Origin of the sequence: Streptomyces tritici (assembly GCF_048500665.1) — a bacterium.
GTDB classification, from domain to species: domain Bacteria; phylum Actinomycetota; class Actinomycetes; order Streptomycetales; family Streptomycetaceae; genus Streptomyces; species Streptomyces tritici.
Genome location: NZ_CP183183.1, coordinates 3,715,688 through 3,730,474 on the forward strand (window position 1 = coordinate 3,715,688; position 14,787 = coordinate 3,730,474).

Annotated in this window: 16 protein-coding genes; 9 read left to right on the plus strand and 7 right to left on the minus strand. The window is 71.1% G+C overall.

Going from position 1 to position 14,787, the window contains the following annotated elements; translation table 11 throughout:
• Positions 1-94: 94 nt before the first annotated feature.
• On the minus strand, positions 95-2,320 hold the full coding sequence (locus tag ACNJ93_RS17295; RefSeq protein WP_418958302.1) for a transglycosylase domain-containing protein: 2,226 nt from the start codon (positions 2,318-2,320) through the stop codon (positions 95-97).
• A gap of 411 nt (positions 2,321-2,731) precedes the next feature.
• Between ACNJ93_RS17295 and ACNJ93_RS17300 the strand changes: the two genes are divergently transcribed.
• Positions 2,732-3,076 carry a WhiB family transcriptional regulator gene (locus tag ACNJ93_RS17300; protein WP_331910866.1) on the plus strand — a complete coding sequence of 115 codons (345 nt, stop codon included), beginning with the start codon at positions 2,732-2,734 and terminating at the stop codon, positions 3,074-3,076.
• Positions 3,077-3,123: 47 nt separating this feature from the next.
• On the opposite strand, the gene ACNJ93_RS17305 is transcribed toward ACNJ93_RS17300, so the two are convergent.
• Both ACNJ93_RS17305 and ACNJ93_RS17310 read right to left on the minus strand, forming a co-directional pair.
• The gene (locus tag ACNJ93_RS17305; protein ID WP_418961440.1) at positions 3,124-4,401 is read right to left on the minus strand and encodes an ArsA family ATPase; all 1,278 of its coding nucleotides are present in this window, start codon (positions 4,399-4,401) and stop codon (positions 3,124-3,126) included.
• Positions 4,402-4,442: 41 nt separating this feature from the next.
• The gene (locus ACNJ93_RS17310) at positions 4,443-5,405 is read right to left on the minus strand and encodes an ArsA family ATPase (RefSeq protein WP_418958303.1); all 963 of its coding nucleotides are present in this window, start codon (positions 5,403-5,405) and stop codon (positions 4,443-4,445) included.
• A gap of 72 nt (positions 5,406-5,477) precedes the next feature.
• Here ACNJ93_RS17310 and ACNJ93_RS17315 point away from each other — a divergent pair, with 72 nt between their 5' ends.
• From ACNJ93_RS17315 to ACNJ93_RS17335, 5 genes are all read left to right on the plus strand, one after another.
• A complete protein-coding gene (locus ACNJ93_RS17315) occupies positions 5,478-5,633 on the plus strand; it encodes a hypothetical protein (RefSeq protein WP_393645251.1) in 156 nt (51 codons plus the stop codon).
• Positions 5,630-6,100: a RidA family protein gene (locus ACNJ93_RS17320; RefSeq protein WP_418958304.1), complete on the plus strand. Its 471-nt coding sequence runs from the start codon at positions 5,630-5,632 to the stop codon at positions 6,098-6,100. The genes ACNJ93_RS17315 and ACNJ93_RS17320 overlap by 4 nt, the downstream gene beginning before the upstream one ends.
• 176 nt (positions 6,101-6,276) lie before the next feature.
• Positions 6,277-7,152 (plus strand): NUDIX hydrolase, encoded by an 876-nt coding sequence (locus tag ACNJ93_RS17325; protein ID WP_418958305.1) that lies wholly within the window; start codon positions 6,277-6,279, stop codon positions 7,150-7,152.
• The gene (locus tag ACNJ93_RS17330; RefSeq protein ID WP_418958306.1) at positions 7,149-7,979 is read left to right on the plus strand and encodes an MBL fold metallo-hydrolase; all 831 of its coding nucleotides are present in this window, start codon (positions 7,149-7,151) and stop codon (positions 7,977-7,979) included. The genes ACNJ93_RS17325 and ACNJ93_RS17330 overlap by 4 nt, the downstream gene beginning before the upstream one ends.
• 93 nt (positions 7,980-8,072) lie before the next feature.
• Complete coding sequence (locus ACNJ93_RS17335; RefSeq protein WP_418958307.1) at positions 8,073-8,954, plus strand: prohibitin family protein; 882 nt, start codon at positions 8,073-8,075, stop codon at positions 8,952-8,954.
• 70 nt (positions 8,955-9,024) lie between these two features.
• Here ACNJ93_RS17335 and ACNJ93_RS17340 read toward each other — a convergent pair whose 3' ends face one another.
• Positions 9,025-9,699 carry a Crp/Fnr family transcriptional regulator gene (locus ACNJ93_RS17340; protein WP_046910193.1) on the minus strand — a complete coding sequence of 225 codons (675 nt, stop codon included), beginning with the start codon at positions 9,697-9,699 and terminating at the stop codon, positions 9,025-9,027.
• 315 nt (positions 9,700-10,014) lie between these two features.
• Here ACNJ93_RS17340 and nth point away from each other — a divergent pair, with 315 nt between their 5' ends.
• The 3 genes from nth to ACNJ93_RS17355 all read left to right on the plus strand — a co-directional run bounded on the left by nth (position 10,015) and on the right by ACNJ93_RS17355 (position 12,999).
• Entirely contained in the window at positions 10,015-10,872 is an 858-nt protein-coding gene (gene nth / locus ACNJ93_RS17345; protein WP_418958308.1) for an endonuclease III, read from the plus strand.
• Positions 10,873-11,050: 178 nt separating this feature from the next.
• Positions 11,051-11,752, plus strand: a complete 702-nt coding sequence (locus tag ACNJ93_RS17350) for an NUDIX hydrolase (RefSeq protein WP_418958309.1) — start codon at positions 11,051-11,053, stop codon at positions 11,750-11,752.
• 47 nt (positions 11,753-11,799) lie between these two features.
• Positions 11,800-12,999, plus strand: coding sequence for a MarP family serine protease (locus tag ACNJ93_RS17355; protein ID WP_418958310.1), 1,200 nt, complete (start codon positions 11,800-11,802; stop codon positions 12,997-12,999).
• Positions 13,000-13,040: 41 nt separating this feature from the next.
• On the opposite strand, the gene ACNJ93_RS17360 is transcribed toward ACNJ93_RS17355, so the two are convergent.
• The 3 genes from ACNJ93_RS17360 to ACNJ93_RS17370 all read right to left on the minus strand — a co-directional run bounded on the left by ACNJ93_RS17360 (position 13,041) and on the right by ACNJ93_RS17370 (position 14,771).
• On the minus strand, positions 13,041-13,229 hold the full coding sequence (locus ACNJ93_RS17360; RefSeq protein WP_418958311.1) for a hypothetical protein: 189 nt from the start codon (positions 13,227-13,229) through the stop codon (positions 13,041-13,043).
• Between the two features lie 112 nt (positions 13,230-13,341).
• Complete coding sequence (locus ACNJ93_RS17365) at positions 13,342-14,280, minus strand: alpha/beta fold hydrolase (protein ID WP_418958312.1); 939 nt, start codon at positions 14,278-14,280, stop codon at positions 13,342-13,344.
• Positions 14,277-14,771 carry a phage holin family protein gene (locus ACNJ93_RS17370; RefSeq protein ID WP_418958313.1) on the minus strand — a complete coding sequence of 165 codons (495 nt, stop codon included), beginning with the start codon at positions 14,769-14,771 and terminating at the stop codon, positions 14,277-14,279. Before ACNJ93_RS17370 ends, ACNJ93_RS17365 begins: the two co-directional genes overlap by 4 nt.
• Positions 14,772-14,787 lie beyond the last annotated feature (16 nt).

Here is a 14,787-nt window from a genome sequence, read left to right on the forward strand (position 1 = left end):
ACAGCTGACCCGGCCGCACATCCCGAGACCGTACGCAGATGGGGCGCCCCCCCATAAAGGGAGCGCCCCATCCGTCGTCCTCCGGCCCGCCGCGTCAGCGCCCGCGGCCGCCGTTGCCCTGGCCGCCGCGCTGGCCGCCGATCAGGTCCGGCGGAAGCTGGATGTCCGGGAAGATGTTGCCGTCGTCGTCGGGCTTGTCGTCGCCGCGCCGGTCCCGGTCGCGGCCGCGGTCCCGGTCCTTCGGGTCCTTCGGCTGTGCGTCCGGGATGTCGACGCGTACGAACTGGCCGGCCGGCTTGCCGTCCAGCGCGCCCGTCATCGCGTCCTTCCAGATCGGGCCCGGGACCTGACCGCCGAAGACCTTGGCGTGGTAGACGCCGCCGATGGTGATGTTCTCCATGGAGACCTGCTGGCTGGCGCTGCCGACCCAGACCGCGCCCGACAGGTTCGGCGTGTAGCCGACGAACCAGGCGTTCTTCCGCTCGTCCGTCGTACCGGTCTTGCCCGCGTTGTCACGGCCGGTCAGACCGGCCTGCTGGCCCGTACCGGAGTCGACCACACCGCGCAGCAGCGAGTTGATCGTGTCGGCGGTGCGCTCGGTCATCGCCTTGCTGCAGCTGGACTGCGGCACGTCGAGCTTCCTGCCGTCCGCCGTCTTGATCGACTCGATCGCGGTCGGCGTGCAGTACGTGCCGCGGTTGGCGAAGGCCGCGTAGGCCGTGGCCATCGTCAGCGGCGAGATACCGGTGGAGCCCAGGGTCAGCGCGGAGGGGGAGACCGGCAGCTTCTTGCCGTTGCCCTGCACCACGCCCATCTTGTCGGTCACGTCGACGACGGGGCAGAGGCCGATGTCCTGGATCATCTGCACGAAGTAGGTGTTGACCGACTTGGCCATCGCCTCCTTCAGCGCGTACGGGCCGACCTCGGACTCGTTCTCGTTCTCCAGCCGGTAGCCGCCGTCGTTCACCCACGGGTTGCCGGAGCAGGTCGGGATGGACGCCGGGTACGGCATCTCGTACGGCGCCGAGTACACCTGCGTCGGCGGCCGGCCCTGCTCCAGGGCGGCGGCGGCGAGGAACGGCTTGAAGGTCGAACCGACCGGGAAGCCGAAGTTCGAGCCGCCCTGCTTCTTGTTGACCGAGTAGTTGATCGTGGTCTCGTGCTCGCCGAAGCCGTACGGCTTCGACTGGCCCATCGCCAGGACCTTGCCGGTGCCCGGCTCGACCATGGTCACCGCGGCGGCGACCTTGTCGTCCTGGTTCACGTGGTCCTTCAGCGACTGCTGGGCCGCCTCCTGGGCCTGCGGGTCCAGGGTGGTCCGGACGGTCAGGCCGCCCTGGTTCCAGATCTTGGCGCGCTCCTCGCGGGTCTTGCCGAAGACCGGGTCGGAGAGGAAGACCTGCTTGACGTAGTCGCAGAAGAAGCCGGCGCCGCTGACGGCGGTGATGCAGCCGTTCTTCGGCTTGGACACCTTCAGCTTCAGCGGGCTGGCCTTCGCGCGGTCCGCCTCCGCCTGGGTGATGTGCTTCAGGTCGGCCATGCGCTGCAGGACGACGTTGCGGCGCTTGGTCGCCTCCTGCGCGTCGTTCACGGGGTCGTAGCGGCTCGGCGACTGGACGATGCCGGCGAGCATTGCCGCCTCTTCGACGGTCAGCTCGGAGGCGTGCTTGGAGAAGTACCGCTGCGAGGCCGATTCGATGCCGTACGCCTGCTGCCCGAAGAACGTGATGTTGAGGTAGTTCTCCAGGATCTTCTTCTTGCCCAGCTCTTCCTCGACCTGGATCGCGTACTTGAGCTCGCGGACCTTGCGGCCGATGGTCTGCTGGGTGGCCTGTGCGACCTTGTCGGGGTCGTCGCCGGCCTCCTCGACGAAGACGTTCTTCACGTACTGCTGGGTCAGCGTGGAGGCGCCCTGGGCGACGCCGCCGGACTGGGCGTTGCGGTTGATCGCGCGCAGCACGCCCTTGAGGTCGATCGCGCCGTGCTCGTAGAAGCGCGAGTCCTCGATCGAGATGATCGCCTTCTGCATGAACGGCGAGATCTTCTCCAGCGGGACGACCGTGCGGTCACGCGAGTAGACCGTGGCGATCTTGCCGCCCTGCGCGTCGAGAATGGTGGTGCGCTGACTGAGCGGCGGCGTCTTCAGATTCGCCGGGATCTCGTCGAACCCCTCGACCGTTCCCTTGGCCGCGAGCCCCAGCGCGCCGGCCGCGGGCAGGGCGATTCCCGCCAGCACCGCTCCCGCGAGCACACTGACACCGAGGAACTTGGCGGCCTGCTGGGTCCCGGTCAGACCACCGCCCGAGCGCTTCTTTGCCATGAGGGCAGCCTACGTTCTCATTCGCCGGACACGCGTATATGCCTTGGCCTAAGCTGCTCTCAACTGTCACAGCTGTGTGGTTCTGCATCAAGACCCCGGTGGCGACACCGCTATCAGCGCCGACCCGTATCCCGAAACGCGGGTCGGCGTGCCCGATTCCGCTGCTTGTGTCATGGATCGCCCTTTCCTGGCCGGGCTTTATGCCCGGAATTCAAGCGGGAAGTCTTTTATGTCCTGCGGTCACTCCCCTGGGTGATCTGCCGCGTACGCATAGTCCGTTCGGACCATTCAAGATTGGGCCCGAAGGGGGTGTTGCGCTGTGCGTGCCTTCCGTAACGTCCTCAACTGGCAGCGGTGAATATGCCGCTGCCGCCGTGGGGGAGCCTCGATTCGGGAGAGGACGGCGCCGGTATGGGCTGGGTAGCTGACTGGAGTGCGCAGGCGGCCTGCCGCACTACCGATCCGGATGAACTTTTCGTGCAGGGTGCGGCGCAGAACAGGGCCAAGGCGGTGTGCACCGGCTGCCCGGTGCGGACCGAGTGCCTGGCCGACGCGCTGGACAACCGCGTCGAGTTCGGCGTGTGGGGCGGGATGACGGAGCGCGAGCGGCGTGCGCTGCTGCGCCGTCGGCCGACCGTCACCTCGTGGCGCCGGCTCCTGGAGACCGCGCGGACCGAGTACGAGCGCGGCGCGGGCCTGCTGCCGGTCGCCATGAACGACGACGAGACGTACGAGGCGTACGCCGCGGTGGGCTAGGCCCCGCTGGGCCCCCTGCCAGGCACTGGTACGCCGCGGTGGGCCGGTCAGGCCCCCGTCGTACGGCCGGACAGCGGTCCGGCCGTGAGGCGATCTCCCACGGCCCGGAGGCCGGCGAGATCGTGCACGTCACCGGGAAGCGCGGCCACTTCGGTCACCGCAACCTCGGGGTGCAGCGCGGTGAAGCGATCCCGCGTGCGCTGTTCACGCGCGATCACCTGCATTTGCTCGGCATGCAGCCGGAGCAGACCCGCGGTCAACTCCTCGACAGTGGGGCCCGTTGAGGACGCGGTGGACATGGCGGCAGACGCGGACGGTTCGGGAGAGGCGGCCCCGGGGGCATCAGGGCCACGCCCGTCAGTCTTCCCGGCCCCCTGATCCACAATGCGGTCCTCGTCAAGATTTTCCGCGGCGGCCCGCGCCCGCTCGGCGGACAGCCGCGCGGCCCCGCTGCCGTGCACCCGGTTGAGGATCAGACCGGCCAGCGGCATGCGCTCCGCCGCCAGCCGTTCCACGAAGTACGCCGCCTCCCGCAGCGCGTCCCGCTCGGGCGTGGCGACCACGAGGAAGGCCGTACCGGGCGCCTGCAGCAGCTTGTACGTGGCGTCGGCGCGCGTCCGGAAGCCGCCGAACATCGTGTCCATCGCGGCGACGAACGTCTGGACGTCCTTCAGGAACTGACCGCCCAGCAGCTTCCCCAGCGTGCCCGTCATCATCGACATGCCGACGTTGAGGAACTTCATCCCCGCCCGGCCGCCCACCTTCGCCGGCGCCATCAGCAGCTTGATGAACTTGCCGTCCAGGAACGAGCCGAGCCGCTTCGGCGCGTCCAGGAAGTCCAGGGCCGAGCGCGAGGGCGGCGTGTCGACGATGATCAGGTCCCACTCGTCCTTCGCGCGCAGCTGGCCGAGCTTCTCCATCGCCATGTACTCCTGCGTACCGGCGAAACCCGCCGACAGGGACTGGTAGAAGGGGTTCTCCAGGATCGCCCGTGCCCGGTCGGCGTCCGCGTGCGCCTCGACGATCTCGTCGAAGGTGCGCTTCATGTCGAGCATCATGGCGTGCAGCTCGCCGCCGTCGGAGCCCTTGATGCCCTCCACCTTGCGGGGGACGTTGTCGAGCGAGTCGATGCCCATCGACTGCGCCAGCCGCTTGGCCGGGTCGATGGTCAGCACGACGACCCGCCGCCCCCGTTCGGCCGCGCGGACCCCCAGGGCCGCCGCCGTGGTGGTCTTGCCGACGCCGCCGGCGCCGCAGCAGACGATGATCCGGGTGCCCCGGTCGTCGATGATCGGGTCCAGGGCGAGGACGGGCGCGGAGCCGATCCCCGGTCCTTCTGTGCCTCCCGCCGCCTCAAACCCCTCCGTCACGCGCCGACCCCCAGCTTCCGCAGTTCCTTGGCCAGCCGGTACAGCCCGGCGATGTCCGCACCCTCCCCGAGGAAGGGCAGTTCGTACGTCGGCACGTCCAGGCCCGCCAGGACGGTCCGCTGCTCCCGCTCCAGGGCGACCCGCTGTGCGTGCTCCGCCGCCTGCTCCAGGAGCGGCTCGACCAGGGTCGTGCCGCCCGCGACGCCCGCGGCCGCCAGTGCGGCCGCGATGCCCTCGCGGCGGTCGCCGGCGGCGGCCCGTACCGCGTCCTCGTCCAGGACGTGCGGGCGCACCATGTTCACGATGACCTGGCCGACGGGCAGTTCGGCCTCGCGCAGCTCGGCGATGCCGTCCGCGGTCTCCTGGACCGGCATCTCCTCAAGGAGCGTGACCAGATGCACCGCCGTGTCCGGGGACTTGAGGAAGCGCATCACCGCCTGCGCCTGGTTGTGTATCGGGCCGATCCTGGCCAGCCCGGCCACCTCGTCGTTGACGTTCAGGAAGCGGGTGATGCGGCCAGTCGGCGGCGCGTCCATGACGACGTAGTCGTAGGTGAACCCGCCGCTCTTCTCGCGCCTGCGCACCGCCTCGCACGCCTTGCCGGTCAGCAGCACGTCCCGGACGCCCGGCGCTATGGTCGTCGCGAAGTCGATCGCGCCGAGCTTCTTCAGCGCCCGGCCCGCGCCGCCCAGTTTGTAGAACATCTGGAGGTAGTCCAGAAGCGCCAGCTCGGCGTCGATCGCCAGCGCGTACACCTCGCCGCCGCCCGGAGCGACGGCGATCTTGCGTTCCTCGTACGGCAGGGCCTCCGTCTCGAAGACCTGCGCGATGCCCTGTCTGCCCTCGACCTCGACGAGGAGGGTCCGCTTGCCCTCGGTCGCGAGGGCGAGCGCGAGGGCGGCGGCGACCGTCGTCTTACCGGTACCGCCCTTGCCGCTGACGACCTGGAGCCTGCTCACGTCATCGAGCCTAACCACTGCCAGGGCGGTCCAAGCAGGAGGCTGCCTGTGGCAGCGGCTACAGTCGGCTCCATGACCAAGTGGGAATACGCGACCGTGCCCCTCCTCGTGCACGCGACGAAGCAGATTCTGGACACCTGGGGCGAGGACGGCTGGGAGCTCGTCCAGGTCGTCCCCGGGCCGAACCCCGAGCAGCTCGTGGCCTACCTGAAGCGGCCGAAGCCGTGAGCGGGGCCGTCGAGGCGAAGCTCGCCGAACTGGGGCTGACCCTTCCGGAGGTCGTGCCGCCGCTGGCCGCGTACCAGCCGGCCGTGCAGTCGGGCCCGTACGTGTACACCGCGGGCCAGCTCCCGATGGTGGCGGGCAAGCTTCCGGTGACCGGCAAGGTCGGCGCGGAGGTCACGCCCGAGGAGGCCAAGGACCTGGCCCGGACCTGCGCGCTGAACGCGCTGGCGGCGGTCAAGTCGGTCGCGGGTGATCTGGACCGGATCAAGCGCGTCGTCAAGGTCGTCGGCTTCGTCGCCTCGGCCTCCGACTTCACCGGCCAGCCGGCCGTCCTCAACGGCGCGAGCGAGCTGCTCGGCGCCGTGCTCGGCGACAAGGGCGTGCACGCGCGCAGCGCCGTGGGCGTCACGGTGCTGCCTCTGGACGCCCCGGTCGAGGTCGAGATCCAGGTGGAGCTCGAGCAGGGCTGACGGCCACTGCCTTACGTCACGGCCCCGTGCGCGAAACCTCGCGTGCGGGGCCGTACGCGTGCCCGGGATACGGCGTACTCGTCACCCGGCTGCCTGCGCACGGGTACCGGCGGGCCGGGCGCCGCGCACCGGGATCGGCCCTCGAACAACCGCTCCGCACCGCATACCATCCGCCCATGGCGAATGGTCAGTGGTACCCCCCGGAATGGCCCGACCGCATCCGCGCCCTCGCCGCCGGCGAGCTGGAGCCCGCGGTGCCGAAGCGGGCCGCGACCGTCCTGCTGCTGCGGGACGGGGCCGGCGGGCCCAGCGTCCACATGTTGCGCCGCCGCGCCTCCATGGCGTTCGCGGGCGGCGCGTACGCCTATCCCGGCGGCGGCGTCGACCCGCGCGACGAGCAGCCGGTGCACTGGGCCGGGCCCTCCCTGAAGGAGTGGGCCGGGCGGCTCGGCGTAACGGGCGAGGCGGAGGCCCAGGCGATCGTCTGCGCCGCGGTCCGCGAGACGTACGAGGAGGCGGGCGTGCTGCTCGCCGGCGAGACCGCGGACACGGTCGTCGGCGACACCACGGGCGAGGACTGGGAGCGGGACCGGGAGGCCCTGATCGCCCGCGAGCTGCCCTTCGCCGAGTTCCTGGACCGGCGCGGTCTGGTGCTCCGCTCGGACCTGCTGGGCGCGTGGGCGCGCTGGATCACGCCGGAGTTCGAGCCGCGGCGGTACGACACCTGGTTCTTCGTGGCCGCGCTGCCGGCCGGGCAGCGGACCCGCGACACCTCGTCGGAGGCGGACCGCACGGTCTGGATCCGTCCGGCGGACGCGGCGGCCGGCTACGACCGCGGCGAGCTGACGATGATGCCGCCGACCATCTCGACGCTGCGCGGCCTGGAGCGCTTCGGCAGCGCCGCGGAGGCGCTGGGGGCGGCGCGGGAGCAGGACCTGACGCCGGTGCTGGCACAGGCGCGGATGGACGGCGAGGAGCTGGTCCTGAGCTGGCCGGGGCACGACGAGTTCACCAAGCACATCCCGTCCCGCGCGGAGGGAGGCGCCGCATGAGCGACGCAGCTGCCCTGCCGGGCCAGCCGCGCGGCGCCGTGGTCTCCGGGCCCGCGACCGCCCGCGCGGTCAACGTCCTGGCGCCGAACCCGTCCGCGATGACCCTGGACGGCACGAACACCTGGATCGTGTCCGAGCCGGACTCCGACCTCGCCGTGGTGATCGACCCGGGTCCGCTGGACGACGCCCATCTGCGGAACGTGGTCCGGACGGCCGAGGAGCTGGGCAAGCGGATCGCACTGACCCTGCTCACGCACGGCCACCCCGACCATGCGGAGGGCGCGGGCCGGTTCGCCGAGCTGACGAAGACTCATGTGCGGGCGCTGGATCCGGCGCTGCGGCTGGGCGACGAGGGGCTCGCGGCGGGCGACGTCATCACGACGGGTGGTTTGGAACTGCGTGTCGTGCCGACGCCGGGGCACACCTCGGACTCGCTCAGCTTCCACCTGCCCGCCGACCGGGCGGTCCTGACGGGGGACACCGTCCTCGGGCGCGGCACGACGATCGTGGCGCATCCGGACGGCCGGCTCGGGGACTACCTCGACTCGCTGCGGCGGCTGCGCTCGCTGACGGTCGACGACGGGGTCCACACGGTCCTGCCGGGCCACGGTCCGGTCCTGGAGGACGCGCAGGGGGCCGTGGAGTTCTACCTGGCGCACCGCGCGGGCCGGCTGGCCCAGGTGGAGACGGCGGTCGAGAACGGCCACACCACGGCCGCCGAGGTCGTGGCGCACGTCTACGCGGACGTGGACCGGTCCCTGTGGCCGGCGGCGCAGCTGTCGGTGCGGGCGCAACTGGAGTACCTGAAGGAGCACGGCCTCATCTGAGGCGGCGTCCGTTTCAAACCCCGAGAAGTGGATCTTTCCGGCCGTGCTTTACGCTCCGCTTACTTCTGGCCTTACTTCTCGGGGGGAAGCCCGGTGTTCGTCATATCCATCCTGCTGCTCATCGCCGCGGTGGTGCTGTTCTTCGTGGGCCGCGGCAACGACAGCCGCGGTCTGAAGCTCGGCTCCCTCGGCGCCCTGCTGGCCGGCGTGTTCTCGCTGCTCGGCAGCACGCTGTACGTCGTGAGCGCCTACGAGGTCGGCGTCCCGGTCGCCTTCGGCAAGGTCGGTTCGCCGATGACCTCGGGCATGCACTTCAAGTCGCCGTTCACGGACGTCACGACGTTCTCGACCCGCCCGGTCGACCTCAACCTCTCCGACAAGGACGTGATCGAGGTCCGCTCCTCGCAGGGCGGCGTCATGTACGCGGAGGTGACCGTGAAGTGGGCGGTGACCCCGTCGAAGGCGGTCGAGCTCTACAAGCTCGCGGGCAACGAGGAGGCCATCCAGCAGCGCCTGGTCTACCCGGACAGCCGTGAGATCGTCCGCAACGTCTTCGCCCGCTACACCAGCGAGCAGGGCTACGCGACCGACCGCGAGAAGATCAACGCGGAGCTCGCGAGCCTCATCAAGGAGCGGCTGGCTCCCCGCGGCATCGACGTCACCGCCGTCAACCTGCGCAACGTGAAGCCGTCCGAGAAGCTGCAGGACCAGATCGACAGCAAGATCCAGCAGCAGCAGGCCACCGAGCGGGCCACCGAGGCCGCCCGGACGGCCAAGGCCGAGGCGGACCGGCGCCGAATCGAGGCCGAGGGCATCGCCCGCGCCAACAAGATCATCAACAACTCGCTGACCGACAAGGTCCTGATGAACCAGTGCATCGAGGCCTACAAGGAGGCGGCGGCGAAGAACCCGGTGTACGCGGTGCCCTGCGGCAGCGGCAGCGGCACCCCGGTGATCGTCGACTCGAAGAGGTAACCCGCACGGACACGCGGAAGGCCGCCCCGGTCGGACCGGGGCGGCCTTTCACGTACGCGGCGGGGGAGGCTCAGCGGGAGCGCTTCGCGAGGCGCTCCACGTCCAGCAGGATCACGGCGCGGGCCTCCAGGCGGAGCCAGCCGCGCTGGGCGAAGTCGGCGAGCGCCTTGTTGACCGTCTCGCGGGAGGCGCCGACCAGCTGGGCCAGCTCCTCCTGGGTGAGGTCGTGCACCACGTGGATGCCCTCCTCCGACTGCACGCCGAAGCGGCGCGACAGGTCGAGGAGCGCACGGGCGACACGGCCCGGGACGTCGGAGAAGACCAGGTCGGACATCTGGTCGTTGGTCTTCCGCAGGCGGCGGGCGACGGCGCGCAGCAGCGCGGAGGCCACCTCGGGCCGCGCGTTCAGCCAGGGCTGGAGGTCGCCGTGGCCGAGGCCCAGCAGCTTGACCTCGGTCAGCGCGGTCGCGGTCGCGGTGCGCGGGCCCGGGTCGAACAGGGACAGCTCGCCGATGAGCTCACCGGGGCCGAGCACGGCCAGCATGTTCTCCCGGCCGTCGGGGGAGGTGCGGTGGAGCTTCACCTTGCCCTCGGTGACCACGTAGAGGCGGTCGCCGGGGTCGCCCTCGTGGAAGAGCGCGTCCCCACGGGCGAGCGTCGCCTCACTCATCGAGGCGCGCAGCTCCGCGGCCTGCTCGTCGTCGAGCGCCGCGAAGAGCGGGGCGCGCCGCAGAACGTCGTCCACGAGTTCTCTCCTTGTCGACCTGCTCAGGGGGCGTAGGTCCCCATGATGCCGCACCGCAAAACAGTGCGATCGATCACAAGGATCCACCACAAGTCTGACGTACCGGCGACCCGGACAGTGCCCGAGGGCCGGATTCGTGTGCTGATCCGCCTCGGCGGGGGCGGGTTGAGGGGGTGGCACGCAGGCCGGGGCCCTTCCGGAACGCGGAATTCAGCCGTGGGCGAACATCGGCCTTCAGAGTAGTCGAAAGTAGAGCAAAACGGGTGAATAGCCCGACTCGCGATCGCCGTCCGCGTCCCGGCGTAGCCTTCAGGCATGGCAGAGAGCAACGTCACGACGGCGAAGCCGCAGAAGGCGACGGCCAAGCCGAAGAAGGCGACCGTGAAGCCGGCCGCCAGGCCCGCCAAGCCCGAGTCGCGGCTCGCGATGGTGCGCCGGGCCCGCCGGATCAACCGGGAGCTCGCCGAGGTCTACCCCTACGCGCACCCCGAACTGGACTTCCGCAACCCCTTCGAGCTGCTCGTCGCCACGGTGCTCTCCGCCCAGACCACGGACCTGAGGGTCAACCAGACGACGCCCGCGCTGTTCGCGAAGTACCCCACGCCCGAGGACCTGGCCGGGGCGAACCCGGAGGAGGTCGAGGAGCTGATCCGGCCGACCGGCTTCTTCCGGGCCAAGACCAAGTCGATCATGGGCCTCGCGGCGGCCCTGCGGGACGACTTCGGCGGCGAGGTGCCCGGCCGCCTGGACGACCTCGTGAAACTCCCGGGCGTGGGCCGCAAGACCGCCTTCGTCGTCCTCGGCAACGCCTTCGGCGTGCCCGGCATCACCGTCGACACGCACTTCATGCGGCTGGCGCGGCGCTGGAGGTGGACCGAGTCGGACGACCCGGTGAAGATCGAGGCCGAGGTCGCGACGATCTTCCCCAAGAGCGACTGGACGATGCTCTCGCACCGCGTGATCTTCCACGGCCGCCGCATCTGCCACGCCCGCAAGCCCGCCTGCGGCGCCTGCCCGATCACGCACCTCTGCCCCGCCTACGGAGAGGGCGAGACGGACCCGGAGAAGGCCAGGAAGCTGCTCAAGTACGAGAAGGGCGGCTACCCGGGCCAGCGGCTGAACCCGCCGCCGGACTACCCGGGCCTGCCCGCGCCTCCGCTGGGCGCCGCGTGACGGCCGGTCGCGGGGCGTACGCCCCGGTGGCGCAGGGGCCCGAGGCGTACAGCCCCGAGGCGTACGGTCCGGCGGCGTGCGGCTTCGTGGCGTATCCACGCCACCTCCGGGGGACCGGCACGGACCCCGGAACGATCCCGGGCGCCGTGGGCGTTGCACAGGACGGACGGGGGTGCCTATGACGCGCGCTGGAGAGACAGAGACGTACGACGGCGGGATCGCCGTGACGAGCGAGGGCCTGCCCGACTGGCTGGAGCCCGTAGACCGGGCCGCGCGCACCGTCGCGCCCGAGCAGATGAGCCGCTTCCTGCCGCCCGCCGGCGGCGCCGGCCGCCAGTCCGCCGTGCTGGTCCTCTTCGGCGAGGGCGAGCGGGGCCCGGAGCTCCTGCTCATGGAGCGCTCCGGCAGCCTCCGCTCGCACGCCGGCCAGCCGTCCTTCCCCGGCGGCGCCCTCGACCCCGAGGACGGGGACCCGGAGCGCGACGGGCCCCTTCGGGCGGCGCTGCGCGAGGCGCAGGAGGAGACCGGCCTCGACCCCTCCGGCGTCCAGATCTTCGGCGTCCTGCCCCGGCTCTACATCCCGGTGAGTCATTTCGTCGTCACGCCCGTACTCGGCTGGTGGCGGACCCCGTCACCGGTCGGCGTGGTGGACCCGGCGGAGACCGCCCGGGTCTTCACGGTCCCCGTGGCGGATCTCACGGACCCGGCCAACCGCGCCATGTCCGTTCACCCGAGCGGTCACCAGGGCCCCGCCTTCCTGGTCGCATCCGCTCTGGTCTGGGGTTTCACCGCGGGAGTGATCGACCGGATCCTCCACTACGCGGGCTGGGAGCGCCCCTGGGACCGCTCCAGGCAGGTCCCGCTGGACTGGCGCTCATGACACCCTGACCGGGGTCGACCGAAGACGAATCTGCGAGGCTATTGACGGTGAACGTGCTGGACATCCTGCTGCTGCTCGCCGCCGTGTGGTTCGCGATCGTCGGCTACCGCCAGGGATTCGTCGTCGGCATCCTGTCGGTGATCGGCTTCCTCGGCGGCGGTCTCGTCGCCGTCTATCTGCTGCCGCTGCTCTGGGATCTGCTGACCGACGGCTCGCAGGCGTCGATGACCGCGGTGATCGTCTTCGTCGTGGCCGTGATCGTCTGCGCCTCGGTGGGGCAGGCGTTCACCACGCACCTCGGCAACAAGCTGCGCCGGCACATCACCTGGTCGCCGGCGCGCGCCCTGGACGCCACCGGCGGCGCGCTGGTGAACGTCGTCGCGATGCTGCTCGTGGCCTGGCTGATCGGCTCCGCGCTCGCCGGAACGTCCCTGCCGACGCTCGGCAAGGAGGTCCGCACCTCGAAGGTGCTGCTCGGCGTCTCACGGGTGATGCCGGCTCAGGCATCCACCTGGTTCACCGACTTCTCCTCCGTGCTGGCGCAGAGCGGCTTCCCGCAGGTCTTCAGCCCGTTCGCCGACGAGCCCATCAAGGAGGTCCGGCCGCCGGACCCCGCCCTGGTGAACAGTCCGGTCGCGGCGCGCGCCCAGCGGTCGATCGTGAAGGTCGTCGGCACCGCGCCGAGCTGCGGCAAGGTCCTCGAAGGCACCGGCTTCGTCTTCGCCGACCGCCGCGTCATGACCAACGCGCACGTCGTCGGCGGCGTCGACGAGCCGACCGTGCAGATCGGCGGCGAGGGCCGGCTCTACGACGCGAAGGTCGTGCTCTACGACTGGCAGCGCGACATCGCCGTCCTGGACGTGCCGGAACTCGACGCCCAGCCCCTCCGCTTCACGGCGGGGGACGCCCGCAGCGGCGACAGCGCGATCGTCGCGGGCTTCCCGGAGAACGGCGCGTACGACGTCCGATCGGCGCGCGTGCGCGGCCGGATCAACGCCGACGGCCCGGACATCTACCACCGGGGTGAGGTGCGCCGTGACGTGTACTCGCTGTACGCGACGGTCCGTCAGGGCAACTCCGGCGGCCCGCTGCTCACGGCGGACGGCCAGGTGTACGGCGTGATCTTCGCGCGGTCCCTCGACGACGCGAACACCGGCTACGCGCTGACGGCGGACGAGATCCGCGAGGACATCGTGCGCGGTGCGACGGCCACCCAGCAGGTCGACAGCCAGGGCTGCGCGCTGTGATGGGGTGCGCCGGCGGGACACGCCGGCGCACCGAGCGCGTCTCAGTCGCGGGTGTGCCTCAGCCGCGCCGAGACCCACCGCGCTCTGCGGCGCAGGATGCGGGGGATCCCGATCCCCTGCGCGGAGCCCGCATGGCTCTCGTCCTGCGGGCCGCCCCTCTCCTGGGTCATCGGCCCCGTGGCCGAGCGGCGGTTGCGTGCGGCGTCACCGTAGTCGTGCGTCCAGCCCATACCCCGACGTCTGCCCGGGGCCCAAGGTCGGTAACCGCCCGGAGGCCCGCCAATTGGAGTATGCGCCGGGCACATGGCCGGTTCCTGAACGGAGGTTCGGAGACCGCCGGGTCTACCGGTCCGGTTCCGGGTCCTTCAGCCAGTTGACGAGCTCCGTCGTGAAGGCCACCGGGTCCTCCTCATGAGGGAAGTGCCCGAGGCCGTCGAACAGGCGCCAGCGATACGGGGCCTCCACGTACTCGCCCGAGCCGGCCGCGCTGCGCGTGCGCATCACCGGATCCAGCGAACCGTGCAGGTGCAGCGTCGGCACCCGCACCGGGCGCTTCATGCGCCGGTTGAACTGGATGCCGTCGGGGCGGGCCAGCGAGCGCACCATCCACCGGTACGGCTCGATCGAGCAGTGCGCCGTCGACGGGATGCACATGGCCCGCCGGTACACCTCGATCGCCTCCTCGTCCGGGATCCGCGGCCCGGACCAGTCGTGGATCAGCCGGCCGACCAGCGCCCCGTCGTCCGCGACGAGCTGACGCTCCGGCAGCCAGGGCCGCTGGAAGCCCCACACGTGCGAACCGGCCCGCGACTGGGCGAAGTCGGAGACCATCGCCGAGCGCCAGCGGCGCGGATGCGGCATCGAGGAGACGGCCAGCCGGCGGACCAGCTTCGGCCGCATCACGGCCGCCGTCCAGGCGAGATAGCCGCCGAGGTCGTGCCCGACGAGCGCCGCGTCCGGCTCGCCGAGCGAGCGGATCACGCCGGTGATGTCGAGCGCGAGGTTGGCGGGGTCGTAACCCCGCGGGGTGCGGTCGCTGCCGCCGACCCCGCGCAGGTCCATCGCCACCGCACGGAACCCCGCGTCGGCGAGCGCCGGCAGCTGGTGCCGCCAGGTCCACCAGAACTGCGGGAAGCCGTGCAGCAGCAGGACCAGCGGCCCGTCGCCCATCTCGGCGATGTGGAAACGGGCGCCGTTGGCGGCCACGTCGCGGTGGGTCCAGGGACCGTCGATCCGTACGGGCCCTCCGCCGTTGCCGTTGCTGCTCTCCGGTACGGTCATGCGGACGAGCGTGCCACAATGGGGGCCCTGTCCCCGGACGTGAGGGCGGCCGTGCCGGCGGGACGCGGATGCGGCTTGACGTTCTGCAGCATCGCGGCCGTCTCCTTGGCGGAGGCGATGGACTTCTCCGGCGGCTTCACCTTGCGGAACTTGGCGTAGGCCACGAGCCCCAGCAGCCCGGCGAGCAGCACGTTCGCCGCGAACGACAGCAGGAAGCACCAGCCCAGGTTCCAGCCGCCCTCGCCGTTGTGGCCGCCGGTCCACGCCTGGATGCCGTACGCCAGGGCGAAGCTGAGCATCGGCAGCGAGAAGAGCAGCACGGTGGCCGCCGCGATTCCGGCGGCACCGCCCATCACGCCCCGCTTCACGTCCTGGCGGATCTCGGCCTTCGCCAGGGCGATCTCGTCGTGCACCAGTGCGGACATCTCGGCGGTCGCCGAGGCGACCAGCTGACCGAGGCTGCGCTCGGTTCCGTCGAACGGCTCGCTCATCGCTGCTCCCTCTTGT

What these genes read in the sequence shown, in the direction of transcription:
- nth (WP_418958308.1), top strand. Translation starts at nt 10,015, where the DNA reads ATGGCAGAGAGCAACGTCACGACGGCGAAGCCGCAGAAGGCGACGGCC.
- ACNJ93_RS17370 (WP_418958313.1), bottom strand. Translation starts at nt 14,771, where the DNA reads ATGAGCGAGCCGTTCGACGGAACCGAGCGCAGCCTCGGTCAGCTGGTC.
- ACNJ93_RS17360 (WP_418958311.1), bottom strand. Translation starts at nt 13,229, where the DNA reads ATGGGCTGGACGCACGACTACGGTGACGCCGCACGCAACCGCCGCTCG.
- ACNJ93_RS17365 (WP_418958312.1), bottom strand. Translation starts at nt 14,280, where the DNA reads ATGACCGTACCGGAGAGCAGCAACGGCAACGGCGGAGGGCCCGTACGG.
- ACNJ93_RS17325 (WP_418958305.1), top strand. Translation starts at nt 6,277, where the DNA reads ATGGCGAATGGTCAGTGGTACCCCCCGGAATGGCCCGACCGCATCCGC.
- ACNJ93_RS17315 (WP_393645251.1), top strand. Translation starts at nt 5,478, where the DNA reads ATGACCAAGTGGGAATACGCGACCGTGCCCCTCCTCGTGCACGCGACG.
- ACNJ93_RS17350 (WP_418958309.1), top strand. Translation starts at nt 11,051, where the DNA reads ATGACGCGCGCTGGAGAGACAGAGACGTACGACGGCGGGATCGCCGTG.
- ACNJ93_RS17330 (WP_418958306.1), top strand. Translation starts at nt 7,149, where the DNA reads ATGAGCGACGCAGCTGCCCTGCCGGGCCAGCCGCGCGGCGCCGTGGTC.
- ACNJ93_RS17295 (WP_418958302.1), bottom strand. Translation starts at nt 2,320, where the DNA reads ATGGCAAAGAAGCGCTCGGGCGGTGGTCTGACCGGGACCCAGCAGGCC.
- ACNJ93_RS17300 (WP_331910866.1), top strand. Translation starts at nt 2,732, where the DNA reads ATGGGCTGGGTAGCTGACTGGAGTGCGCAGGCGGCCTGCCGCACTACC.